This is a genomic window from Rhodococcus sp. 05-2254-2 (genome assembly GCF_002259095.1).
Lineage (GTDB): Bacteria > Actinomycetota > Actinomycetes > Mycobacteriales > Mycobacteriaceae > Rhodococcoides.
Window position 1 is genome coordinate 219,879 of record NZ_NOZJ01000006.1, and the last position, 23,447, is coordinate 243,325.

Sequence of the window (23,447 nt, forward strand, 5' to 3'; positions counted from 1 at the left end):
CGAATGCCGTCGAATACGAATCACTACCACCAGGGGACAGAAGTGAAACTGATCAGAACAGCAACGGTAGCGGTGGCGTTGACCGCTGCGGTGGCCACCGGAGCAGGCCATGCTGTGGCAGACCCGTCGTCGGACCCGGTGAATTACGAGACTTCGGTCAACCCGGACGGCACGGTCACCACCATCCTCGATGCCGGGCTGTTCCGGGTCGACGCCACGAGCGAGAACGTGTCCGTCATCGACCAGGCCGGTGCCACGCTCGCAACCGTTCCGCTGGAATACACCATCAACGGCACCGTCTACTCGATCGCACCGCTGATCGGTGCCGAGGGTCGCGAACTGACGTTGACTCCGCAGACGGTTCCCGTCGCCGAGGTCGCAGGTCCGCGGACCAAGCAGCAGGCATTCGACAACATGGTCAACCAGCTCGCAATCGGCTGGAACAACGGTGGCGGTGTCGGCACGGCGATCGGCGCAGGCCTCGGCTTCGCCATCGGCTGTGTATCGATCTTCCCGAACTTCATCTCCGGGTGCATCATCGGAACCGTCATCGGTACGGTTGCCGGCGCGGTCATCGGTACGTCCAACGGAAACCCGCAGGCTCAGCCTGCCGTGTTCGAGTACTTCACCACTCCGTAAGGCAGAACGGCCCCGAGCCGACGGAGGTCCGAACAGCGGGTGGAGCGCGTGCGCTCTACCCGCTGTTCGCTGTCCGCCCGGTCAACGCCCGGCGCATCGACACGGCTTTGACCATCGTCTCCTCGAACTCCTCGTCGGGATCCGACAGTGCCACGATTGCACCACCCACTCCGTACGTCACTTCGTGCTCGGTGGCCACGATCGTGCGAATGACGATCGAGAAGTCTGCGGTGCCGGTGATCGAGAAGTAACCGATGGCACCCGAGTACACCCCGCGCGGTCCGTCTTCGAGCTTGTCGATGATCGCCATCGTGCGGATCTTCGGGGCTCCTGTCATCGAACCACCGGGAAACGCGGCACGGATACAGTCCGCCGCGGATGCGTCCTCGCGCAGGCGGCCACGAACGGTCGAGACCAATTGGTGCACGGGAGCATAGGTTTCGACATCGAACAGCTTCGGTACGTGAACCGACCCCGGCACGCAGACCTGGGCGAGGTCGTTGCGCACCAGATCCACGATCATCAGATTCTCGGCCTTGTCCTTCTCGTTCGCGACGAGATCGGCCTTGAGCGCGTTGTCTTCTTCCGCCGTGGCTCCGCGGGGACGCGTCCCCTTGATCGGCTTGGACTCGACTACGCGGTCGGCGTCGATGCGCAAGAAGCGTTCCGGAGACGCACTCAACACCGACAGCTCGGGAAACTTCAGCAGCGCACTGTACGGAGTGGGGTTGATTTCACGCATGTACGAGTAGGTGGCGGTCGCGTCGATGGAACCGGCTACGGTCGCCGTGTTGGTCAAACAGACCTCGTACGTCTCACCGGAGCGAATCTCGGCGAGGCACTGGGAAATCAGATCGAGGTAGTGGGCACGGTCGTGGCGTAGACGGGGCTCGAGCGATCGATCTGCTCCGAGCAGGGGAGTGCCCGACGCTGGCGCATCCGCGTGGTCGTTCGGGACTGCCTTTCGAGACAAGCCACGCAGGGTCTCGGTGACAGAGTCGAACCACTGCGCCAACACAGGATCCCCGGGGGTGGTGGCCAACCCCATCAGATACAGGGTGCCGGCTTCGTGGTCGAACACCAGCGCGCGATCTGCGAAGACCATCGACGCGTCGGGAGTCGAGGCCGTGTGAACCAGTTGGCCACCGGTATCGGCCTTGAGCTCGTATCCCAGATACCCCACGTAGCCGAGTCCGAAAGCAAACGGTAGGTCGTGTCGAGGGGGAGTGGACCGCTCTCGCAATCGCTCGTCGATGTAGTCGAAGAATGTCGAGTGGATGCGCTCGGTCGTACCGTCGGCACCTTGCACGGTCACCGTGGTCTCGGCAACCGAGTAGGTCACGTACTCCGCATGAGGACCCGAGCAGTCGCCCATGACGGTGAATCTGCAGTCGGGTTCGAGAGCCGCGCTACCGTCCAGCCAGAAACTCTTCGAGCCGTCCGCGAAAAGAGCGTCGAATACCTGCTCGGAGTCGAAAGCCTCGTCGAGCGAACGTGTTTCGATGGTGAAGATCGAATCCTGAGTCCGTGCGGCGCTCGATGCGGCCGATTGAGCCAGTGTCAGATCGCGGAAGTTGGCGAGTAGTTCGCGGCCGTATTCGGTACTGATCGACTCGGGATGGAACTGAACGCCCCACATGGGCTTGCTCCGGTGCCGCACGGCCATGACCAGTCCGTCGGGCGTCCATGCGACTTCCTCGAAGTCGGCAGGGGTGCGGGTCACCACGAGCGAGTGATACCGCACCACCGAGTAGGGCGAGGGGATTCCGGCGAACAGGTCCACGCCGGAATGAGTGATGTCGGTGATCCTGCCGTGCATCGGCGCGGGCGCGAGATCGACACTGCCACCGAACAGATGGCACAGACCCTGATGCCCGAGGCACACGCCGAGTATCGGTAGACCGGACTCGAGTATCACGCGAGAACTGATCCCGAAGTCCTGCTCCACATCGGGCCGCCCTGGACCGGGTGAGATCACGACGTTGTCGAAAGCCTCGAAATCCAAAGACGTCCACTCGACGTCGTTCTTGACCACCGTCGGCGGCCGTCCGTTCACCTCGGTGAGAAGGCTGTACAGGTTGTAGGTGAACGAATCGTAATTGTCCACCAGGAGCGTATGAATCGTCATCGGCGTGCTTCTACCGTTTCCTGTCGAGGCCCGGCCCGGGCGTCGGAGAATCGATGATCGAATCCTCGACGCGACATGCCTCTGCAATCATCGTTCGGTACAGATCTTCGAGAAAGTCGGGGGACATCCCATTGGCCGACGCGAATTCTCTCGCTCGCTCTGTCACCAATCCGACACGGCCTGGTTGCATCATCGGAATGGCGTGTTCTCGTTTTACGTGTGCAACACGTACACACACATCGATGCGGTCTCGAATTGCAGCGCGCAGAACTTCGTCGATTCCGTCCAACTCGCGCCTCAACTCCGCAAGCTTCTGCTCGCCGACTGCGCGATGGCCTTCCGATTCCGCTTCGGAGGCCGCCGTGCGCAAAGCGTCGGTCGAGCGCTGATCAGAATCCTGGCTCACGAGTTATTGCCCCCTGATTTTTCGAGTGCGATGCCGCTGTTTATCGGTATTGTCCGACAACTGTTACGGCGACCGTTCACGAATCGTCCACTTGTGTGACAACCGATACCCGATGATGGCACCTCGGACAGCCACCTCGCCACTCGATCGTATTGGAATAGCTGGTCAGGCGACAATGAATGCAACAAAGGTCCGCGAAAACATCCGATAAGTTCGATATACATAAAAAAACTGCACCGCCGGATTGTTTCCAATCAGGCGGTGCAGAGTGCGGTGAACGTCATGCGCCGCGGCGCTTGACCTTCAGCAGGTCCAAACGCTCTTTGAGAAGCTCCTCGAGCTCGTCGACCGAACGACGCTCGAGCAGCATGTCCCAGTGCGTACGGGGAGGCTTGACTTTCTTGGCCTCCGGCGCGGTTCCCTCGATCAGCGACCCTTCCAGACCGTTGCGGCAAGCCCAGGTTCCGGGAATCTCGGCATCGTCGGCGAACGGTACGTCGAACTCCTCGCCGTTGTCGCACCGGTAGCGCGCAACGCGGCGGGGTGCCAGGTCGTGATCACGGTCGGTCTCGTAGCTGACCGCTCCCAGTCGGCTACCTCGAAGTACACGATCTGCCATGGTGAAGTCCTCTCCATCGATAGTAGGTACGTGCGTCGAAGCCATCCGTCGACATCGAACTACACCGTCTACCCACTGATCTACAACGTAGCCGCGCGTCGGTTCGTTCCCGGGCCGATGAGTCCCGGTGCGATCCCATCGGCGCAGCTTATCGGGCGATCTTACCTCGCGGCCGCAGTAGGCTGAACGACCATGTCCGCCAGAACCCGCCGCGACCAGACATGCGCCTGGTGCGGGCGCCCGGTCGCCGATACAGGAACCGGCCGTAAGCGGCGGTACTGCCGTCAATCGTGCCGTCAGCGAGCCTACGAGCAGCGCAGCGCGACGAAAGGGACGTCGATTCCCGACGACGCCGTCGTGCTGACCGCGGAGGAGGTGTCGGCCGTGGCAGACAGAGCGTTCGAGGTTCGGTGTGCCGCCGAGGACGTCAGCACGGCGGTGGCGGAAGGTGCCGACGCTGCGGAACTGCACCGACTGTGCGCCGAGCTGTTGGCCAAAGCTCATGACGCAGAGCGACTGCGCTGAACTGCGGTTCCTTACTCGTTCACCGACTCCATGGACAATGGTCGTACCGCCCGCGCGACTGCGCAGGCGGTACGACCTAGTGAGGAGCTCCATGGCGTTCTGGGATCAACTCAAATCCAAGGCACAGGAATTGAACGGCCAGCTGCAGACCAAGACCAGCCAGTTCAAGAACAAGGAATTCGCCAACGGCAGCATGGCCATGTGTGCCCTGATCGCGGCGGCGGACGGCACCATCGATCCTGCCGAGCGCCAGAAGACGGCATCACTGATCGCCGGCAACGAGGCTCTGAGAGTGTTCGAGCCCGACGAGCTTCGGCAGAAGTTCGACTGGTACTGCGACAAGCTGCAGGGAGACTTCGACTTCGGGAAGGTCGAGGCGACAGCCACGATCGGCAAGCTGAAGTCGAAGCCCGACCAGGCACGGGCCGTCATCCAGATCGGCATCATCATCGGCGGCGCGGACGGCCACTTCGACGATCACGAGAAGGCTGCCGTGCGCAATGCGTGCTTCGCAGTCGGAATCGATCCGGCCGAGTTCGAGCTCTGAGTCCTTCCGTACGAAAGGACCGCGGTAGTCGATCGTGCTGACGGCGATCGACGAAGTCATCAGGCGACTTCGTCGATCGCCGTTCTCGTCGGCAGTCGTCCGCTGTGAAATGTGGCGTATGCCGGGATACTAGGGGCACTCCGACGGCTTGTGCCGACGTCGAAAGATCCGTTGGAGATCCGGTTGCAGCCCACCAGCAAAGGGACCGTGCATGACAGTTGCCGCGATCTACCTCGTCATCGCCTTCGGTCTGGGCGGACTCGCCATGGTGGTACGGCTACCTCCCTTGGTCGGGTTTCTCGCTGCCGGTTTCGTCATCAATGCGCTCGATGTCGGTGAGGTGCCCCAGCTCGAGCTGATCGCCGACCTGGGCGTGACACTGCTGTTGTTCGCAATCGGTCTCAAGCTCGACGTTCGTATTCTTCTGCGCCGGGAGGTGTGGCTGACAACATCGGTGCATCTGGTGGCGAGCATCGTGGTCGGTACCACCGTGCTGTGGCTCGCCGCCGTCGCCGGGTTGGCCATGTTGTCCGGCCAAAGTCTGACGACGATAGCGTTGCTCGCATTCGCGATGTCGTTCTCGAGCACAGTGTTCGTGGTCAAGGTTCTGGAAGAGCGAGGGGAGTCGCACGCCCTCTACGGACGGGTGGCGATCGGTGTCCTGGTCATGCAGGACATCGTTGCCGTGGTTTTCCTCACCATAACCAGCGGCTCGCTACCGAGCCCATGGGCGGTGACGCTCGTACTGCTGTGGCCGGTGACGCGGATCCTTCGGAAGATCTGGAGCGGACTCGGCCACGGCGAGATGCAGTCGCTGTTCGGCATCGTGATGGCGCTGGTCCCGGGTTACGCCCTGTTCTCCGCCCTGGGGCTCAAGGGGGATCTGGGCGCACTGGTCATCGGCGTGTTGCTGGCATCGCATCCGGCCTCGTCGGAACTGTCACGATCGCTGTTCCACATCAAGGAACTGCTCCTGGTGGGCTTTTTCGTCTCGATCGGTTTGTCCGGGCTGCCGGACCTACCCAGTCTCGGTGTCGCCCTCCTCATGGTGCTTCTGCTGCCACTCAAATCCGTCCTGTACTTGGCGCTGTTCGCCCTGATGAAGTTGCGATATCGGACCGCGCTCCTGGCCGGACTGAGCCTGATGAACTACTCCGAATTCGGCCTGATCGTCGTGTCGGTAGGAGTGACGACCGGCCTACTCGCACCGGCCTGGCTGGTCGAGATGTCGATCGCCGTGGCTTTGAGTTTCGTCGCGTCGGCCCTGGTGAACGGTCGTGGCCACCTGATGGTCGAGAAGATCGCGACCCGTCTACCCGAGCAGGACGAGTCGAGCTTGCATCCCGAGGAACGCTCCGGCGATGCCGGCGACGCCGAGGTGGTCGTGATCGGAATGGGGCGTGTCGGGTTCGCGGCATATCAGCGGCTCACCGATCACTACGGCCTCGATGCCGTAGGAGTCGACTACGACGGGCCTCGCATTCGTCGCCTGGCCGATCAGGGACTACGAGTCATCGAAGGGGACGCAACCGATCTCGATTTCTGGCATCAACTACGGCATTCCGAGTCGGTACGCATTGCCGTGCTCGCGATGCCGCGTCACGGTGCCAATGTCACAGCACTCGCCTGTCTGCGCGAATCCGGATTCAGTGGAACAGTTGCCGCAGTGGCCCGCTACGACGACGAAGTGCAGTGGGCCAAGGAGCACGGCGTCGACATCGCGTTCAATGTCTACGCAGGTGCGGGGTTGGAATTGGCGGATCAGGTGGCCACCACTTCGCCCGATCCCGTCGGCGACGAAAGCGACTCCGACCTCGATACCTCACAGTCCGAGAAGGTCCATCGGCCGACCACGAAACCGGTACCGCTCGACGAGCATCCGTGACCGACCCCGCCTGGAGCATACGAAGGCCAGGGGAGGTACACCGACTCGGCCATTGGACCGCGGCCTACTCGTCCCAACTCCACCCTTGCAAAACGTCACTGTGACGATTCGTAGGGTTGAAGATGGGCGAGGGGAATGCAAGAGAGTGGCGCAAGCTCCATCGGAATCGCACATTTCGTTCAACCGTCGCAAGGAGCTGCCCGTTGGACAACAGCGCCGAGTGTCCGCCGCAGCGCTCGAGTGGGACGTGCACACAGCGTTCGACGCGGAAGCGTTGTGAATGGGTCGGCCACAGGAACCGAAGTCGCGCGGCGTCCGTCGAGACACCCCTGAACTGCGGCTCCTTTTTGCCGATAATCAACATTATGTCAACTAGTCGGAACCAACAGCTATACGTCAGTTACAGCGCAATACCTCTCTGTTTCAGCGGGCCTGGCTAGGCGGGGAAATCCGCGCTGCGAGATAGTATTTCGTTCGACCGGATGTCGCTCAGGTTTTCTTCCAGCGCGTCGATCACGGCATCGTATCCGCTGTTGCCCAGGATCAGCCGGTGTGGCGGTGGGTCCTGGGCCATCGCTGCGACCACCGCACGGGCACCGCGATGCGGGTCTCCCGGTTGCACCCCGTTCATGTCGACGAAGGCGGCCCGCACCTTCTCCAGCATCTCGCGGTACTCCGGAATCACCTCCGCGATGGGCTCGTCGGCGAATCCGGCGTACGCGTTCGTGCGGAATGCGCCCGGTTCGACTGCCAGGACGGAGATGCCGTGCTCGGCGACTTCCTGGCGGAGCGCGTCGGTGACGGCCTCGATCGCGTATTTCGTGGCGCTGTAGTAGCCGAATCCGACCGCCGCCAGAAGCCCGGCCACCGAGGACACGTTGACGATCCACCCGCTTCCGCGAGTGCGCATACCTGGTAGCACTGCGCGCGTGACGGACAGCACGGCGAAGAAGTTCAGCTCGAACATCGCCCGTATCGAAGACTCGTCCATTCCCTCGATCGATCCGTACCAGCCTCGACCGGCGTTGTTGACCAGCACGTCGATACTGCCGAAATGCTCCTCGGCCGTGTGCACCGCGCGGAGCACCTGTGCCGCGTCGGTGACATCCATGGGCACGACGAGAACGCGGTCACCGTAACGATCGGCCCACGACACCAATTCCTCCGGACGCCGGGCGGTGAGTACCACGCGGTCCCCCGCCTCCAGCGCCACCTCGGCGTACGCCATGCCGAAACCGCCGGGTGTGCCACCGGTGATGAACCATCGCTTGCTCATGGCTCGATCACCAGCCGCTGAATCAGCGCGCCGTCGAGCGTGAAGCGGTAGTGCAGGTCGACGACTCCCCCGGGGAAGTTGCCTTCCAGATGCTGCTCGACGTCGACAGTCGTACCGGTCGTGGTCGCTCCGGTGAACTCGCTCGTGTAGGTGTACTCACTCTCACTGACCGAGGCGATCAGCCAGGCCTCGATCTCGTCTCGGCCCGAGTAGTCGTGGCCCTCGTCGGTTACCACGGCATCCGCGGTGAATACGGTGAGCCCGCGAGCGCCTTGCTTGGAGTCGAGTGCGGTCATGAACTTCTTCACGTTGTCCGGGAGTCCATCCCATTGTGTGGTCATGACCTCACGGTGATGCCTCCCCCAAGGGGAGTGTCAACACCAGGTCCACCCCGGTAAAACACTGCTCACAAATATTCAGACGGATCGTAGAAAACAGCGAGCAGAATCGAGCCGATCGGCGTCGTAGTCCTCCCACTTCGCTACAGGCACATCCTGACGCCCGACCTCGACGAAACTGCGTTTGGCGAAGAACTCCGCGGCCTCACTGCTGACGGTGACCGCGAACAGGGTCGAGATGCCCTTCGTGCGGCAGACCTCCAACAATCCGTCCATCAACAAGCCGCCTGCTCCCAGTCCGGAGAACTCGGCGACTGTGATCAAACCGGACACTTCGCCGAATCCGGTTCCGGCGTAACGGTCCACCTCCAGTCCGACGATGCCGGCGAGGTGCCCCGTGCGCAGTACCCGAGCTCCGAGCCCACCAACAGCCATCCTGGCAATCTCGATCCGACTGCGCTGCTTGAGAACCCCCTCTCGCACTCCCTGTGCCACCAAAGCCTCGATTGCCGGGAAATCGTCCACCTGTAGCGAGGCCAAGTGCAGGTAGCGGCCTTGGGTCAGGACGGTCCCTCGGCCGTCGAATGTGAACAGCTCGAATTCGAGATCCTCAGCACAACAGAGGTTTACGCTGTATGCACCACCGGCAAGTGCTGCCTCGGCGGCTGGGGGGAAATCGTCGAGCCCCCGTTCGGCCAGGTGGGCGACCAGGCGCTCGCGGTGCAGGTCGATGTCGGCGAAGCTACGAGGAGGATTACCCCAGCCCCCGCCCGGATCGGTCAGGACCATCTTCGATGCCCGCACGCTCGCAGACACGGTGCCGGCAGTACGCGCGACAGCGTCCGCCTCCGCCCCGATCACGACGCATTCCGAGTCCGCGATTGCGAGCCACAGGCGGGCGACGGACTCGTCGTTCCAGACAGTCGCACCGGTCATTTCCACACCACCGACTGCAGCAGTGACTTCCGGAACATGGTCGGCCGGAACCACGAATATGAATCGCGTGTCGCCAGTGCCGAACTCGCCGACCGTCCGTTCCACTGCCTCCAGAGCCGCGACGCTCACCATGGGCAGGGCGATCACGATCGTGACCCCGCGGAACTCCTCGACGAAGAAGTCTCGCTCGGCAACAGGCACCCCGCTGGACGTCAGCTCTACCGCCGCCTCGCGCGGGACCGCTGGTCGCGGCCGCAATTTTCGTGGGTTCGCGCGCAGATCGTGGTTCGTCATGATGGGTCCCAGTGTGGACTGTCGACTCACACCCCGCAACGTCCGAATCAGTAGGTGTAGTTGATATCTCGGGAGAACGTGAATCCGCCCGTGGGTGCGGTACACCCGATTATGTCGTCGGGCCCGGACCGGCACACCACGTCCTCGACCGACAGCACCTGGCCGAACTCGAGTATTGGGGCGTTCGCATCCACGTAGATGCCCTGTGTCGTGCACATGCTTTCCGAGCCCGCCGCGGTTACGCGAACAGCGACCTTGTCGTTCTCTGCGTTCGAGCATTGCGGTCCGTCGAAGTGATTTCTGCCGTCCACGGCCTGACATCCCACTCGCCCCTCGGGCCCGTCGGCGTCCCAGATGCCGCAGTGAATGTTGCCCGTCGGCGACGTGAAGTTGTATTTGTCACTCCCCGTCCGGAACGTCACGGGATCGACGTTGCCTGGTTCGTCTCCCGACGGCTGCAAGATCGCACCACCACCCGGCACCAGGTCCGCTGCTTCCTCCGGCGTTCGCGTCGGCGGAGCGACTGCCGATTCCTGTGGGGATTCGGCCTCGAGCCGAGTCGGCGGCTCGGCCACAACCGACGACTCGGTAGTCGTCCTCGCGGGCGACGTCGTCGTCTCAGCGGGCACACGCGTCGTGTCCGGCGCGGCACTGGTGTCCGAATCGCCACTTGCACAACCACCTAGGGCCAATCCGCACACAGTCGCGACCAGAACAACTGACTTCCTAGCAATTGTCACGTTTTCTCTTTTCTCTTTCGAGTCGACATGAAGACGTCACGGCTCTCGCCCGCCGGGAGCCGGTTCGGCGCTGTTCAGCGGGCCGGCACCTCGAAGGTGGGGCTAGGTGTATGCGCGGCACTCGTTCTGAAGGTGACCGTAAGCGGACCCTCCCCTGTCTCGATGTCCACGTAAGGGTTTGCCACATTGGGGCCCTGGAACCGCCAGCTCGCCACCCGCTGCTCGGCGGTTCCACTGAGTCCGGTGTCGTGGTTACGCCAATCCGCATAGATGCTCAGATAGCACTCGTAGTCGGCTGATCCTGCCCATGCCGGGCTGTACAGGTGGGTGGTGAAATTCGCACGAATCTCGTTGGGCGCGTAGCCGCTCTGGACATTCACATCGACGGTACCGCCGAGACATTGGGGAACCTCGGCGAGCGTGTAAATCCGTTGTTGCGGCGAGAAGTATCTCTCCTGGGCACCGGCTTGCGCGGCGCTGGTACCGATCACGGCTGTGAGCGCGCTGGCGAGGACGAGTGAACGAGTGACGACCGGATGCTTCTTCATGACCCTCCATGGATGTGCGCGGTGTACTTTCAGGAGTCAACGTAACACTTGCCTAGACGGAAAGTGTTAGAGTTGCCAACATGGAAAGCAATCAGTCGCCGGACGACGTGCGCGATCTGCTGGGTGCGCTCCACGCCGATCGCGTCTGCCTCGCAGATCGTCTCGCTGCACCGTCCTGGTTCTACCCGGTCTTCGCCGCCGTGACCGCTCTGCACATAGGAACGCCGGTATTGCCGGACAGCAACGTGGGTGCCGCATTCGCCGCCCTCCCGGTGGCAGCAGCCGCGACATTGGCTCTGCTCTACCCCCGGATATCCGGGGTGCGACCGGCGGCAGTAGGCATGGTGGGATGGGGTGTTCTCATCGGGCTCCTGGTGAGTGTGCTCGGCTCGTTGAGCGTGTCCTACGGTGTGATGGCGTCGCTGTCTGCGTGGTGGGTACTTCTGCCGCAGGCCGTGTGCTTTGTCGTCGTGCTGTTCGGCGGTCGTCTGTTCGACGGAGTGTACCGAACCCATCTGCACGCTGGAGGCATCCGGCAGCTCACCGGCCGCCGGTCCAGGAGTAACTGATCGTGACCGAAGATCCCGGTATCGGGCCGAAATTCGATTCCGTCATCCATGCTCCAATCCGCTTGCGCGTCTGCGGAATTCTGCGGCAAATCGACGAAATCGACTTCGCGGTCATACGCGACACACTCGAGATCAGCGACGCGTCGCTCTCGAAACATCTCAAAGCGCTCTCCGACGCGGGCTACGTCTCGATGAAGAAGACTGCGTCGCTGTCACGTTCGGACTCGAGGAGAGTGACATGGGTGAAGCTGACAGGTGCCGGACGGGAAGCGTTCGATTCTCATATCGCCGAGCTTCTTGTCATCGCCCACGGCCACCCGGAACCATCGCCGTCGCGACCACCCCTCGTGACGTGGAGTCCGACCTTCGGTGCCACACCCGAATTGGGCTGAACTGCATGTCACCGGGTGCAATTTCCACCACCCAGCATCCGAACGAACCGCCGCTGTACCGGCGACGCCGAGCCTGAGTCCGATCACCGCCATCGGCGACGACAGACTGCCCGTTGTCCGACCGGCACAGCCATCAGCTGGGGTCGGCCGCACAACGACGAATCGCCCCACTCCCCTGCACTCTGTGCTCACGTCGATCGGCTGACCGTGATCATCAACGGCGACAACCACTTCGGGGACGAGGTCGCACATCCATCCGTCGCTCGCATTCGTGTCGGGCAGCGTTCGTGCCGAACAGCGGACGGTCGTGCGGTGCCCGGGGTTGTTCGGATCGACAGTGATCGGCGTCGAACAGACGTACAAGGTGTGCGGTGAACGGCGCGACGACCTGCCTGGCTTACGACAAGTCCTGGCCGACAGATTCGAGCAGGTAGAGGTCACGATGGTGGGAAATGTGGCGTTCTTCGTCGCTCGACATCCCATCGAGGCACGACAACGGACAGACTGATACCCGGCGCGGACTGTTCGGGCACACTGACCACGAACGACGAATAACATGGACCCGGAGCCGCACGTATCCCGGCCCACACGGATCGGAGGGCCGATGTTCGATCTCCCGGGCGATCCGGTGAGTCTTCGATCCTTCCTGGAACGCTCCCCTGATTTCGTTGCGCTGTCCGATTTCACGGGGAAGATTCTGTACATCAATCCGGCGGGTTCGGAGCTGATCGGGGTCACGGACGTGGCCGATATCGGCCAGCTGTCGGCTTTGGATCTGCTGACTTCCGACGGACTCGATCTCACCGACGACATCGCCGCCGGTCTGCTCTCCGAAGGCAAGTGGGAGGGCTACTGCGAGCTGCGCCATCACGTGACCGGTACCGGCATGCCGGTCGTGGTGTCTTCCTATGTGATCAGTCGTGACGACGGTGGCCCCGACGTGGTCGTATCCACCATCAGGCACCGACACACGGTGGAACAGCGCAGTGCCAGGATGGCGGCCGACGCGGTGATCGCCGGTCGTCACGCGCTGGAGCAGAAGGCTCTCGCCGATCTGAGCCGATTCGCCGTCATCGCCGAGCTACCCAGGTTGCTCACCGCAGCAACCGACACGGCCGCCACCTTGATCGGCGTGGGCAACTCCGCCATCGCCCATCTCGAGCACCCGACCGATCCGTACTTGACCATGGACGCGGCCAGCGGTGCACTCGGCTTGCGTCAGAACGTTCCGTCCGGGAACGGTTCGTTGGTGGGATTCGTCCTGACGCTCTCGGAGCCTGTCGTGTGCAACGACAGTCACGCCGAGAAGCGTTTCCGTACCGACACGATGCTCTCTCTCGGCCTCCGCAGCGGCGTCGGAGTCCCCATCTTCACCGCCGCCGGAAAAGCATGGGGAGTTCTTTCCATCCACAGCGCCGAGGCCCGCCTCTATCGTGACGAAGAAGTGTCGTTTCTCAGTTCGGTGGCCGGCATCGTATCCGCGGCGATCCGACGGATCGACCTCGAACTCCAACTGCGACGACGTAGCACGCACGACGCCCTGACCGGTCTGCCGAACCGTACCCTCGCGTACGAGGTCATAGATTCGGCGTTGGACCGCGCCAGACAACAGTCAGGCACCGTAGCACTGCTTCTACTCGACATCGACGACTTCAAGATCATCAACGACAGCCTGGGACACGACGCCGGGGACAGAGCGTTGGTCAAGTTCGTCGAACGGCTCGCCTCGGCCATCAGAGACGCCGACACCATCGCGCGCCTGGGCGGAGACGAATTCTTGATCGTCTGCGAAGGCGTCGACAGCGTTGCTCACGCGGAGGAACTCGCTCGAAACATCTCGAGTTCCATCGCCGTTCCTTTCTCCGCCGAAGACGTGCCCATCCCCTTGAGCGCCAGCATCGGTATCGCGGTGTCCGAACCTGATTCGAGTCGGCACGAGCTTATCCACCGCGCCGACTTGGCCATGTACCGCGCAAAAGACAGTGGTACCGGTGGGCACGCAGTGTTCGATCCCACCGATCTCTACGATGCGGATCGCATCAGGTCGCTGTCGATCGATCTCCGAGCGGCGCTGCTCGCCGATGAACTCACTCTCGCCTACCAACCGTTGGTGGACATCGCCACCCGGAAGATCGTTGCCGTGGAGGCGCTCGCCCGCTGGAATCACCGCGAACTCGGGCCCATCGAACCGAGCGAGTTCGTCGGAGTCGCCGAAAGAACTGGTCTTGCAACTCCTTTGGGCGCGTGGGCGCTGCGTACTGCATGCACCGCCGCGGCGCGGTGGCGAACGTTCTCCGACATCGTGGTCCGCGTCAACGTCAGCGCGCTTCAACTCCGCGATCCCGATTTTCCCACCGAGGTCGCCTCGGTACTGGAAGAGACGGGACTGCCTGCCTTCGCTCTCGGCCTCGAGGTGACCGAAACCGTGTGGGTCGCCGACACCGAACGGGTCGCCGACACCGTCTCCGCCCTGCACGCCATGGGGGTGGCTCTCTTGCTCGACGATATGGGCAAAGGCCACAGCTCCATGTCGTATCTCGACCGCTACCCCATGTTCGAGTGCTTCAAGATCGACAAGTCGTACATAGCCCGGCTGCCGGCCCCTCGGGCACGTGCGATCGTCTCGGCAATCGTCTCGCTCGCCCGCGCATTCGACGTCACCGTCGTCGGCGAGGGAGTCGAAACCGAGGAGCAACTCGACGCACTGGCCGCCACCGGCTGCGACTTCGCGCAGGGATACCTCTTGGGTCGGCCGGTCGGTGCCGGAGCCATCGCCGATCTGCTTCTCGGCGATCGATGAACCCCCACCACGAGGGCAAGTTCGTGGGCCGCGCACCTGTGGCCTGATCCTGACTTCGAATCATTCGATGCACAGCCGGTTTCGTCGGCATTGGTGTCTGGGGACTGGATCGAAAGGGACCGTTACTTCCTGGCCCCTTTCAATGTATAGCGCACCCAGGGGCTTGCGGCAAGACCCCGTACAGGGCTCAGAATTGCACGCTGCAGCCACGTAGCAATCGATCGGAGTCCTGTGAAACATGCGTACCCGAGTGTTTTCGACCTACCCGACAATCTCGCGCGCAAGCGTGACTCGGCATTGATCGGCCAAGACGAGCAACACTTTTCAGCTATTCGCTCGAGTATCGAGAAGTCTCGTCTCGACACGTCGGCACGGCTGGAGGCAGCACAGAAGTCGTCGGGCCGAATGGGCCGAGAAGTGATGGAACGCGACTTCGAGATACACCGCTTGGGCGGCCGCCTCCGTTCACTGCGTCGGTACGGAGTCGATCTGTGCCTGGGTCGCGTCGTGACCACCGACGCGGACGAGCCGGTATACATCGGACGACTCGGACTGCTGGGAACCGCGGGCGAGCAACTCCTCGTCGACTGGCGCTCCCCCGCAGCCGAACCGTTCTTCGGTGCTACTCACGCCAATCCCATGGGGCTGCGAAGTCGTCGTCGATACAGGTGGACGAACGGCACCATCACCGACTACTGGGACGAGGTGTTCGATCTGACCGGACCGATCTCCGATGCTGCGCTGGACGATCAGTCCGCCTTCATCGCCAGTCTGGGTGCGGCGCGTTCACCTCGGATGCGCGACGTGCTGGGCACCGTCCAGGCAGATCAGGATGCGATCATTCGGTCGGACGCCCGCGGCGCGCTGGTCGTCGACGGTGGTCCTGGAACCGGGAAAACCGTGGTCGCACTGCATCGCACCGCGTATCTGCTGTACACGGAGACGCGTCTCGGACACAGCCGCGGCGGCGTGCTGTTCGTCGGCCCACACGAGCCGTACCTCGCTTACGTTTCCGACGTCCTACCGAGTCTGGGCGAGGACGGTGTGCAGACCTGTACTCTTCGAGATCTCGTCGCCGAAGGAACGAACGCGATCGACGAGACGAATCCTTCTGTCGCGCAATTGAAGGCGACCGAGAGCATGAGCGTGGCGATCGAAGCGGGCGTTGCGTTCTACGAGCAGCCACCGACTCGGACCATGATCGTGGAGACCGAATGGGCCGATCTGACATTGACTGCGGCCGATTGGGCCGAGGCCTTCGAGGCACCCGACCCCGGCACTCCACACAACGAGGCTCGTGAACAGGTTTGGGAATTGCTGCTGACGATTCTGATGGACCGCTACGACGGCGACGAGGCCCCGACCGACATACGAAAGTCACTGCAGAACAACGAGTCTCTGCGCGCGGAGCTGGAACGATCCTGGACGATCATCGATGCTCCCGACCTCGTCGCAGACCTGTGGAGCGTGCCGGCGTACCTTCGTTCGTGCGCACCATGGCTCGCCCCCGAGGACGTCCGCGCACTACAACGACCCGATCCGACGCGATGGACGGTGGCCGATCTCCCGCTGCTCGACGCCGCACGAATGCGGCTGGGAGATCCTGAACATGCACGGCGCATTCGGCGTCGGGAGCTGGCAGCTGTACACGAGCGCGCGCGAATGGACCGCGTCGTCGATGAACTCATGGCCGCCGACGACGACGAGATGATGGCTGCGCAGTTGCGGCAGGATGGGATTCGCGATGCGCTCGTCGATTCGGCGGGCTTCGAGGAGATCCCGTCGGATCCGTTGGCGGGGCCGTTCGCACACATCGTCGTCGACGAGGCGCAAGAGTTGACCGACGCCCAGTGGCAGATGGTCCTGCGCCGGTGCCCGTCGGGCAGCATCACCATCGTCGGAGACCGCGCGCAAGCGCGTCTGGGATTCGCCGAGTCCTGGCGCGAACGACTTCGACGGGTCGGACTCGACCGGGTCAGGATTGCCACCCTCGGCGTCAATTACCGCACCCCGCAGGAAGTCATGGCCGAAGCCGAGCCGGTGATCCGCGCGGCGCTGCCGGACGCGAATGTCCCGGTCTCCATCCGCAGTACCGGAGTGCCCGTCGAGTACGGAGACACGGCAGAGCTGGCGTCGATACTCGATCGCTGGCTGGAGTCGAACAACGACGGAATCGCCTGCGTCATCGGCGATCCCACGTTTGTCCCGTCGGAGCGCATCCGCTCGCTGACACCACAGTCGTCGAAGGGCCTCGAATTCGACCTGGTCGTACTCATCGACCTGGATTCGTTCGGCTCAGGAACAGCCGGTGCCGTCGACAGGTACGTGGCCATGACACGAGCGACCGGACATCTGGTCGTTCTGACCACTCAGCGCTAGGCCGCACCGAGGACGCCCAGCACGGCATGAATTGCCGGGCTGGCATCAGCGCTGCGCCGCCACGCGGCCTGCACCTCACGAGCGGGAGCGCGCTCGAGCGGAACCGCGACTAGACCGGCACCGAGCACCGGACGCGCGAGGCGAGGAACGAGAGCGAGCACGTCGTCCGCTTCGACCAGCGCGAGTTGCGTGGAGAAATCATCGACGAGATGGCGAACATCGATCTCGGCGGATGTCTCGGCGAACAGCCGCCGAAACCACTGGTGACAGACCGTCCCGGCCGGGCTCGTCACCCACGGGTACCGGGCGAGTTCCGCATGGGTCAACGCGGTCTCGCGTCGGGCGAGAGGGTGGGTTCGCTTCATGATCACGTCGCCGAAGTCCAGGTGAATCGGTTGGCGAACGACCGAGGGAGGAGCGGGTGCCGATACCCCGTCTGCATCGTGCACCAGCGCCAAATCTGCGGTCCCGGCATAGACGCTGTGCAGTGCACGATCCGGATCCTCCTCGCTGATGTGCACCGTCAGATCGGGATACCGTCGGTCCAGCTCGATCAGCGCGGGAGCCACCAATCCACGCACCGCGGTCGAGAAGCCGACCAACCGAACGACCCCACGAGCGACGCCCCCGTCGGCGGATCGAGCGGCCTCGACGCAGCGTTCCAGAGCGTCGAACACCTCCCCCGCGGACTCGACCACCGCCCGACCTGCGGGGGTGAGCACCACGCCTCTGCCTGCCTGTGCCAGTACCGGGGTGCCGATCTGCCGTTCGAGTCGTTTGATCTGCTGGGAGATCGCCGAGGAGGTGTAGCCGAGCTCGTCGGCGGCCCGCGCAAGAGTGCCGAGTGCAGCCACAGCGCGCAGTGCGTGCAGGGCGCTGGTATCGATCATGAAGGAACAGTACGCAGTAATGCCGAAAATGCATCGCTGGACCTCAGGTATCGAGCGGTCCACACTCGGACCATGAACACCAATCGGTCGCTCGCCTCGACGATCTTCGGTACGAACCTCGTCGCCATGGCGACCCCGATGCACCCCGATGGTTCACTCGACCGAGCCGGCGTCGATGCCCTTCTCACGCACCTGTCGGCGAGACGATGCGATGGCGTGGTCATCGCCGGAACAACAGGCGAGGCACCGACCTTGACGGGCCACGAGACCTCGCAGCTGATCGCTTGCGCCTGCAGGCATCGCGATCACGCTCTTCGCGTGATCGCTGGAGTGGGCACCAACGACACCTCCACGGGGATGGAGATGGCTCGGTCCGCAGCAGCAGCCGGTGCCGACGCACTGCTGATCACCGCTCCCTACTATTCGCGCCCCACCCAGGCCGGCATCGCGGAACACATCGTCGCCATCGCCGAAGCAGGTGGGCTACCCGTCATGGTGTACGACGTCCCGGCGCGCACAGGTGTGGCGATCGAGGCGTCGACGCTCGTCGAGCTCTCTCACCACCCGCTCATCGGTGCTGTCAAGGATGCCAAGGGTGATCTGTACGAGGCAATGACCGTCATGTCCTCGACGGACCTCGCCTACTACTGCGGAATCGACGAACTCGCACTGCCCTACCTCGCCTCCGGTGCAACAGGTTTGGTCAGCGTCACCGGAAACGTCGTGGCAGACCGCTATGCCGAGCTGATCGCGGCGATCCGCGTCGGCGACCTGGACCGAGCGAACGCAGTACAGCGATCGCTCCTGCCGTTGACCGACGCCGTCATGCGCACGACGCAGGGGGCCATCATGGCCAAGGCCGCGCTCGCCAGGATCGGCGTCATCTCCGACGCGACCGTGCGACGCCCACTTCTCGCATCCTCGGCCGCCGACCTGAGCCGACTCGACGTGGCCCTGTCCGCCACCGGATTCGATCAGGAATCGAGAAGCGAGCAGGTTTCGGTACGACTAGCGTGACTGCTCATGGCGACGAAGAAGGTCTCGGAGGGCTCGGCACGGCATGCTGCCGACAGTCACGATTCGATTCGTGTTCAGGGGGCGCGGCAGAACAATCTCCAGGACATCGATGTGGAGCTGCCCAAGCGGCGACTGACCGTGTTCACCGGGGTCTCCGGCTCCGGAAAGAGCTCGCTGGTCTTCAGTACGATTGCGGCCGAATCGCAACGCATGATCAACGAGACCTACAGTGCCTTCGTACAAGGATTCATGCCCACGCTCGGCCGCCCGGATGTCGACGTCATGGACGGACTCACCACGGCCATCATCGTCGATCAACAGCGCATGGGCGCCAATCCTCACTCCACCGTCGGCACCGCAACCGATGCGAACGCCATGCTGCGGATTCTGTTCAGCCGAATCGGAAAGCCGTACATCGGCTCTGCACAGGCCTTTTCGTTCAATGTCGCGTCGGTGTCCGGCGCAGGCGCGTACAAGGTGGACAAGGGCGGCAGGCAGACCACAGAGAAGAAGTCCTTCACCGTGACCGGTGGCATGTGCCCACGCTGTGAGGGCAGAGGCTCCGTCAGCGACTTCGATCTCACCGCTCTCTACGACGCGAGCAAGTCGCTCAACGAGAGCGCCATCACGATCCCCGGCTACAGCATGGAGGGCTGGTACGGCCGAATATTCCGCGGCTGCGGGTATTTCGACCCGGACAAGCCCATCTCGAAGTACACCAAGAAGGAACTCGACGACCTGCTCTATCGCGAACCGACGAAGATCAAGGTCGACGGAATCAATCTGACCTACTCAGGGCTCGTGCCGCAGATTCAGAAGTCGTTCCTGTCCAAGGACGTCGACGCCATGCAGCCCCACATCCGCGCCTTCGTCGAACGCGCGATCACCTTCACCACCTGCCCGGACTGCCTCGGAACCAGGCTCAACGAAGGTGCTCGGTCGTCGAAGATCAAGGGCATCAACATCGCCGACGCATGTTCGATGCAGATCAGCGACCTGGCGAAGTGGGTGAGCGGCCTGAAGGAACCGTCGGTGGCACCACTGCTGACCACACTGGGCGAGACTCTCGACTCGTTCGTCGAGATCGGGCTCGGCTACCTGAGCCTGGATCGTCCGTCGGGAACGTTGTCCGGTGGAGAGGCTCAGCGCACCAAGATGATTCGCCACCTCGGATCCTCGTTGACCGACGTGACATACGTGTTCGACGAGCCGACCACCGGTCTGCATCCCCACGACATCGAGCGGATGAACAACCTGCTGCTTCAGTTGCGCGACAAGGGAAACACCGTACTCGTGGTCGAGCACAAGCCCGAGACGATCTCCATCGCAGACCACGTCGTCGATCTGGGCCCCGGTGCGGGAAGCGCGGGCGGGCACGTCTGTTTCGAGGGCACCGTCGACGGATTGCGGCAGAGCGACACCGTCACCGGTCGGCATTTCGACGATCGGGCATCACTGAAGGAATCGGTGCGCGAGTTCTCCGAAGTACTCGAAATCCGCGGCGCGGACTCCCACAATCTGCGCGACGTGGACGTCGACGTTCCACTCGGAGTACTGGTCGTCGTCACCGGCGTCGCAGGCTCGGGCAAGAGTTCGCTCATTCACGGATCGCTTTCCGGGACAGACGATGTGGTGTCGGTCGATCAGGGGGCGATCCGTGGCTCGCGGCGAAGCAACCCCGCGACGTACACCGGGTTGCTCGAACCGATCCGCAAGGCGTTCGCCAAGGAGAACGCCGTCAAACCCGCATTGTTCAGCTCGAACTCCGAAGGCGCGTGCCCGACGTGCAACGGCGCTGGCGTCCTCTACAGCGACCTCGCGATGATGGCCGGGGTGGCCACGGTGTGCGAGGAGTGCGAGGGCAAGCGATTCCAGGCATCGGTACTCGAGTACCACTACGGCGGGCGCAACATCGACGAGGTGTTGTCGATGTCGGTCGCCGAGGCCGAGGAGTTCTTCTCCGACGGGCCGGCAAAACTGCTCCCGGCACACAGGATTCTGCAACGCTTGAACGACGTCGGACTGGGCTACCTGAAGATCGGCCAGCCGTTGACCACGCTGTCGGGTGGAGAACGCCAACGCCTCAAGCTGGCGACGCACATGGCCGACAAGGGCGGGATCTACGTGCTGGACGAGCCCACCACTGGATTGCACCTCGCCGATGTCGACAAGCTCCTCGGGCTGTTGGACCGGCTGGTCGATTCGGGCAAGTCGGTGATCGTCATCGAGCATCATCAGGCCGTCATGGCCCACGCCGATTGGATCATCGATCTCGGCCCCGGTGCCGGGCACGACGGCGGACTGGTCGTGTTCGAGGGCACGCCGTCCGATCTGGTGGCGGACGGTTCGACCCTGACGGGCAAGCACTTGGCCACGTATGTCGGGAGTTGACGTGCAACCGAACACGAGAACAAGGGAGACGCCGTGACCATCCTGCCCGACCGGACCGCAACCGCACTGGTGATCGTCGACGTGCAGAACGACGTGATGGTCGGCGTCCACGAGCGGCAGCGCGTCATCGACAACCTCGTGGCTCTGGTCTCGCGTGCACGGGAGACGAGCACGCGGGTGATCTGGGTGCAGCACTCCGCCGAGAAGGAGCTGCGCTTCGGGACGGACGGGTGGAAGCTTCTCGACGCTCTGCCCGTGGTTCCGGGCGATCCGATCGTCCACAAGAAGCACGGCGATGCCTTCGAGGACACCGGTCTCGAAGCCGAGCTCGCCGCCTCCGGTGTAGGGCATGTTGTCATCGCCGGAGCGCACACGGATTTCTGCATCAGGTCCACGCTGCACGGTGCCCTCGTCCGCGGATACGACGTGACGCTGGTGAGCGACGCACACACTGCCGAGGATCTGACCGAGTGGGGCGCGCCGCCACCTGCGCAGGTCATCGCGCACACGAATATGTACTGGGGCAACCAGACCGCTCCCGGCCGGACCGCCGAGGCCGTCGTCACCGAGAAGGTCACCTTCGACTGACCGATATCCTGGACCCTCCATGGTGACCTTGCTGCTTGCGCTTGTCGGATTTGCACTACTCGATTCACTCGACGTGCTGCTGATCGGCGTGACCGCTGCCATCGCTGTGCATTCGAGAACCACCCGCCGGTCTCCTTTCCGAGCCGGGCTGGCGTTCGTCGGCGGAGTGTTCACGGCCACGACCACGTTCGGCATCCTCACCGTTCTCGGCATCGACTTCTTCACCGATCTGTTCGACATCACCATCACTGCCACGCTCCGGTATCGCACGGAACTGGTTGTGGGGCTGGTGCTGATCGGTCTCGGTGCACTGCGCACCACCGAACGTCGCCCGCCGGCGTGGGCAGCCCGAGCCGGCTCGAGCATTCCCGTCGTTGCCCTGACCGGACTGACGATCGGTCTGGTGCAGGGCCCGACGGCAGTGCCGTATCTCGCCGGGTTGACGATGCTCTCGACCTACGATCCCCGTCCGCCGTGGTGGCCGGCCATCGTCGTCGTGTACTGCCTGATCGGGCTGCTACCGCCCATCCTCGTTCTGATACTGGCTTCGAGGAAGAGTCGCCGTTCCCGGCGGGCGTTCACCGCGACCGTGCGGGCTCTGACGCGGTACGGCCCGCCGACGGTCCGCGTCATCTTCGTCGTACTCGGTGTCGCACTCGTCGCCGACGCGCTCGTTCATGCCCGAGACCTCCTGTAGGTCGTCGCCGTAAGCTTCTGCGCATGGCACTCGATCATGGCGATCCCGGTGACGCCCCGTCCGTTCCCCCTCCCCTGGCCCCCGTCGTCGAGGACCGTCGGCCGTCCGCGGCCGAGGAAGCACGCACGATCGCTGCGTCCACCAACACCGCAACTCTTGCGAGCCTGACCGCGGACGGCGATCCCTGGGCTTCGTTCGTCACGTACGGATTGCTCGACGGCGCTCCGGTTCTGTGTGTCTCGCGAATGGCCGAACATGGACGCAATCTCACCGGCGATCAACGGATGAGCCTGTCGATCGTGGCACCGCAATCGCAGACCGATCCGCTGGCGTCGGGCCGAATCACGCTGGCAGGTGTGGTCGAGCGGCCGGAGGGCGACGAGCTGGCCGCAGCACGCGCGGCGCACCTCGACGGCGTACCGGCGGCGAAGTACTACCTCGACTACAGCGACTTCACGCTCTGGGTCATGCGCGTGCATCGGGTCCGGTGGGTCGGCGGATACGGCCGGATGGATTCGGCAACTGCCGAAGCGTATTCCCAGGCCGCGCCCGATCCGGTGTCGCCGACCTCCGCGTACGCGGTCGAGCACTTGAACGCCGACCATTCGAGTTCGCTGACTGCGATGGCCCGCGAACTGGGCGGCTTTCCCGATGCGACGTCCGCGGAGTGCACGGGAGCGGACCGCTACGGACTGGATCTGAAGGTGCTCACGCCGCGCGGAATCGCGTACACCAGGGTCGGTTATGCAACTCCGATCGACTCGGCTGCCGAACTGCGAGCCGCGACCGTGGAACTGGCGAAGCGCGCAGCAGCCGGCCGATAGGTGTGCGCTGCCACCACAG

Annotated in this window: 22 protein-coding genes; 13 read left to right on the forward strand and 9 right to left on the reverse strand. The window is 63.4% G+C overall.

Annotated features, from left to right (window positions below; translation table 11 throughout):
- The first annotated feature begins 42 nt into the window (after window positions 1-42).
- A complete protein-coding gene (locus tag CH283_RS08700) occupies window positions 43-639 on the forward strand; it encodes a hypothetical protein (RefSeq protein ID WP_094641778.1) in 597 nt (198 codons plus the stop codon).
- A 55-nt stretch (window positions 640-694) separates the two neighbouring features.
- Here the strand turns inward: CH283_RS08700 and pabB are convergent, their stop codons facing one another.
- From pabB to CH283_RS08715, 3 genes are all read right to left on the reverse strand, one after another.
- Complete coding sequence (gene pabB, locus CH283_RS08705; protein ID WP_094641776.1) at window positions 695-2,767, reverse strand: aminodeoxychorismate synthase component I; 2,073 nt, start codon at window positions 2,765-2,767, stop codon at window positions 695-697.
- 10 nt (window positions 2,768-2,777) lie between these two features.
- Window positions 2,778-3,173 carry a chorismate mutase family protein gene (locus CH283_RS08710; protein WP_082898863.1) on the reverse strand — a complete coding sequence of 132 codons (396 nt, stop codon included), beginning with the start codon at window positions 3,171-3,173 and terminating at the stop codon, window positions 2,778-2,780.
- A 280-nt stretch (window positions 3,174-3,453) separates the two neighbouring features.
- Entirely contained in the window at window positions 3,454-3,792 is a 339-nt protein-coding gene (locus tag CH283_RS08715) for an RNA polymerase-binding protein RbpA (protein WP_027497120.1), read from the reverse strand.
- Between the two features lie 192 nt (window positions 3,793-3,984).
- Between CH283_RS08715 and CH283_RS08720 the strand changes: the two genes are divergently transcribed.
- From CH283_RS08720 to CH283_RS08730, 3 genes are all read left to right on the forward strand, one after another.
- Window positions 3,985-4,317: a hypothetical protein gene (locus CH283_RS08720; protein ID WP_068051195.1), complete on the forward strand. Its 333-nt coding sequence runs from the start codon at window positions 3,985-3,987 to the stop codon at window positions 4,315-4,317.
- A gap of 91 nt (window positions 4,318-4,408) precedes the next feature.
- Window positions 4,409-4,864 (forward strand): tellurite resistance TerB family protein, encoded by a 456-nt coding sequence (locus CH283_RS08725; protein ID WP_032398482.1) that lies wholly within the window; start codon window positions 4,409-4,411, stop codon window positions 4,862-4,864.
- A gap of 211 nt (window positions 4,865-5,075) precedes the next feature.
- Window positions 5,076-6,749 (forward strand): cation:proton antiporter family protein, encoded by a 1,674-nt coding sequence (locus CH283_RS08730; RefSeq protein WP_094641774.1) that lies wholly within the window; start codon window positions 5,076-5,078, stop codon window positions 6,747-6,749.
- A gap of 436 nt (window positions 6,750-7,185) precedes the next feature.
- Here CH283_RS08730 and CH283_RS08735 read toward each other — a convergent pair whose 3' ends face one another.
- The 5 genes from CH283_RS08735 to CH283_RS08755 all read right to left on the reverse strand — a co-directional run bounded on the left by CH283_RS08735 (window position 7,186) and on the right by CH283_RS08755 (window position 10,881).
- On the reverse strand, window positions 7,186-8,025 hold the full coding sequence (locus tag CH283_RS08735; protein WP_094641772.1) for an SDR family NAD(P)-dependent oxidoreductase: 840 nt from the start codon (window positions 8,023-8,025) through the stop codon (window positions 7,186-7,188).
- Entirely contained in the window at window positions 8,022-8,366 is a 345-nt protein-coding gene (locus CH283_RS08740; RefSeq protein WP_255183147.1) for a nuclear transport factor 2 family protein, read from the reverse strand. Before CH283_RS08740 ends, CH283_RS08735 begins: the two co-directional genes overlap by 4 nt.
- 75 nt (window positions 8,367-8,441) lie before the next feature.
- Window positions 8,442-9,593 (reverse strand): GNAT family N-acetyltransferase, encoded by a 1,152-nt coding sequence (locus CH283_RS08745; RefSeq protein WP_094641770.1) that lies wholly within the window; start codon window positions 9,591-9,593, stop codon window positions 8,442-8,444.
- Window positions 9,594-9,640: 47 nt separating this feature from the next.
- A complete protein-coding gene (locus tag CH283_RS08750) occupies window positions 9,641-10,168 on the reverse strand; it encodes a hypothetical protein (protein ID WP_082899477.1) in 528 nt (175 codons plus the stop codon).
- Between the two features lie 239 nt (window positions 10,169-10,407).
- Complete coding sequence (locus CH283_RS08755; RefSeq protein ID WP_068047269.1) at window positions 10,408-10,881, reverse strand: hypothetical protein; 474 nt, start codon at window positions 10,879-10,881, stop codon at window positions 10,408-10,410.
- Between the two features lie 80 nt (window positions 10,882-10,961).
- Between CH283_RS08755 and CH283_RS08760 the strand changes: the two genes are divergently transcribed.
- The 4 genes from CH283_RS08760 (at window position 10,962) to helR (ending at window position 17,021) form a co-directional block, all read left to right on the forward strand.
- Window positions 10,962-11,450, forward strand: coding sequence for a hypothetical protein (locus CH283_RS08760; RefSeq protein ID WP_094641768.1), 489 nt, complete (start codon window positions 10,962-10,964; stop codon window positions 11,448-11,450).
- Window positions 11,451-11,452: 2 nt separating this feature from the next.
- Window positions 11,453-11,842: a transcriptional regulator gene (locus CH283_RS08765; protein ID WP_255183148.1), complete on the forward strand. Its 390-nt coding sequence runs from the start codon at window positions 11,453-11,455 to the stop codon at window positions 11,840-11,842.
- A 604-nt stretch (window positions 11,843-12,446) separates the two neighbouring features.
- Window positions 12,447-14,642 (forward strand): sensor domain-containing protein, encoded by a 2,196-nt coding sequence (locus CH283_RS08775; RefSeq protein ID WP_094641764.1) that lies wholly within the window; start codon window positions 12,447-12,449, stop codon window positions 14,640-14,642.
- 231 nt (window positions 14,643-14,873) lie between these two features.
- A complete protein-coding gene (gene helR / locus CH283_RS08780) occupies window positions 14,874-17,021 on the forward strand; it encodes an RNA polymerase recycling motor ATPase HelR (RefSeq protein ID WP_094641762.1) in 2,148 nt (715 codons plus the stop codon).
- Here the strand turns inward: helR and CH283_RS08785 are convergent.
- The gene (locus CH283_RS08785; protein WP_094641760.1) at window positions 17,018-17,911 is read right to left on the reverse strand and encodes a LysR family transcriptional regulator; all 894 of its coding nucleotides are present in this window, start codon (window positions 17,909-17,911) and stop codon (window positions 17,018-17,020) included. The two genes, helR and CH283_RS08785, sit on opposite strands and share 4 nt — an antisense overlap.
- A gap of 72 nt (window positions 17,912-17,983) precedes the next feature.
- On the opposite strand from CH283_RS08785, the gene dapA reads away from it, so the two are divergent.
- The 5 genes from dapA to CH283_RS08810 are packed head-to-tail and all read left to right on the forward strand — an operon-like array spanning window position 17,984 to window position 23,428.
- Window positions 17,984-18,928 carry a 4-hydroxy-tetrahydrodipicolinate synthase gene (gene dapA / locus CH283_RS08790; RefSeq protein WP_094641758.1) on the forward strand — a complete coding sequence of 315 codons (945 nt, stop codon included), beginning with the start codon at window positions 17,984-17,986 and terminating at the stop codon, window positions 18,926-18,928.
- A 6-nt stretch (window positions 18,929-18,934) separates the two neighbouring features.
- Window positions 18,935-21,319 carry an ATP-binding cassette domain-containing protein gene (locus CH283_RS08795; RefSeq protein ID WP_094641757.1) on the forward strand — a complete coding sequence of 795 codons (2,385 nt, stop codon included), beginning with the start codon at window positions 18,935-18,937 and terminating at the stop codon, window positions 21,317-21,319.
- Between the two features lie 33 nt (window positions 21,320-21,352).
- A complete protein-coding gene (locus tag CH283_RS08800; protein WP_094641755.1) occupies window positions 21,353-21,907 on the forward strand; it encodes an isochorismatase family protein in 555 nt (184 codons plus the stop codon).
- A 19-nt stretch (window positions 21,908-21,926) separates the two neighbouring features.
- Window positions 21,927-22,604 carry a GAP family protein gene (locus tag CH283_RS08805; RefSeq protein ID WP_094641753.1) on the forward strand — a complete coding sequence of 226 codons (678 nt, stop codon included), beginning with the start codon at window positions 21,927-21,929 and terminating at the stop codon, window positions 22,602-22,604.
- Window positions 22,605-22,627: 23 nt separating this feature from the next.
- Window positions 22,628-23,428, forward strand: coding sequence for a HugZ family pyridoxamine 5'-phosphate oxidase (locus tag CH283_RS08810; RefSeq protein ID WP_094641751.1), 801 nt, complete (start codon window positions 22,628-22,630; stop codon window positions 23,426-23,428).
- Window positions 23,429-23,447 lie beyond the last annotated feature (19 nt).

Excerpts from the sequence above, each read along its gene's own strand:
- CH283_RS08715 (WP_027497120.1), bottom strand. The coding sequence starts at position 3,792 with ATGGCAGATCGTGTACTTCGAGGTAGCCGACTGGGAGCGGTCAGCTAC.
- CH283_RS08760 (WP_094641768.1), top strand. The coding sequence starts at position 10,962 with ATGGAAAGCAATCAGTCGCCGGACGACGTGCGCGATCTGCTGGGTGCG.
- CH283_RS08720 (WP_068051195.1), top strand. The coding sequence starts at position 3,985 with ATGTCCGCCAGAACCCGCCGCGACCAGACATGCGCCTGGTGCGGGCGC.
- CH283_RS08725 (WP_032398482.1), top strand. The coding sequence starts at position 4,409 with ATGGCGTTCTGGGATCAACTCAAATCCAAGGCACAGGAATTGAACGGC.
- CH283_RS08795 (WP_094641757.1), top strand. The coding sequence starts at position 18,935 with ATGGCGACGAAGAAGGTCTCGGAGGGCTCGGCACGGCATGCTGCCGAC.
- CH283_RS08785 (WP_094641760.1), bottom strand. The coding sequence starts at position 17,911 with ATGATCGATACCAGCGCCCTGCACGCACTGCGCGCTGTGGCTGCACTC.
- CH283_RS08810 (WP_094641751.1), top strand. The coding sequence starts at position 22,628 with ATGGCACTCGATCATGGCGATCCCGGTGACGCCCCGTCCGTTCCCCCT.
- dapA (WP_094641758.1), top strand. The coding sequence starts at position 17,984 with ATGAACACCAATCGGTCGCTCGCCTCGACGATCTTCGGTACGAACCTC.
- CH283_RS08735 (WP_094641772.1), bottom strand. The coding sequence starts at position 8,025 with ATGAGCAAGCGATGGTTCATCACCGGTGGCACACCCGGCGGTTTCGGC.
- CH283_RS08745 (WP_094641770.1), bottom strand. The coding sequence starts at position 9,593 with ATGACGAACCACGATCTGCGCGCGAACCCACGAAAATTGCGGCCGCGA.
- pabB (WP_094641776.1), bottom strand. The coding sequence starts at position 2,767 with ATGACGATTCATACGCTCCTGGTGGACAATTACGATTCGTTCACCTAC.
- CH283_RS08755 (WP_068047269.1), bottom strand. The coding sequence starts at position 10,881 with ATGAAGAAGCATCCGGTCGTCACTCGTTCACTCGTCCTCGCCAGCGCG.
- CH283_RS08740 (WP_255183147.1), bottom strand. The coding sequence starts at position 8,366 with ATGACCACACAATGGGATGGACTCCCGGACAACGTGAAGAAGTTCATG.
- CH283_RS08730 (WP_094641774.1), top strand. The coding sequence starts at position 5,076 with ATGACAGTTGCCGCGATCTACCTCGTCATCGCCTTCGGTCTGGGCGGA.
- CH283_RS08775 (WP_094641764.1), top strand. The coding sequence starts at position 12,447 with ATGTTCGATCTCCCGGGCGATCCGGTGAGTCTTCGATCCTTCCTGGAA.
- CH283_RS08805 (WP_094641753.1), top strand. The coding sequence starts at position 21,927 with ATGGTGACCTTGCTGCTTGCGCTTGTCGGATTTGCACTACTCGATTCA.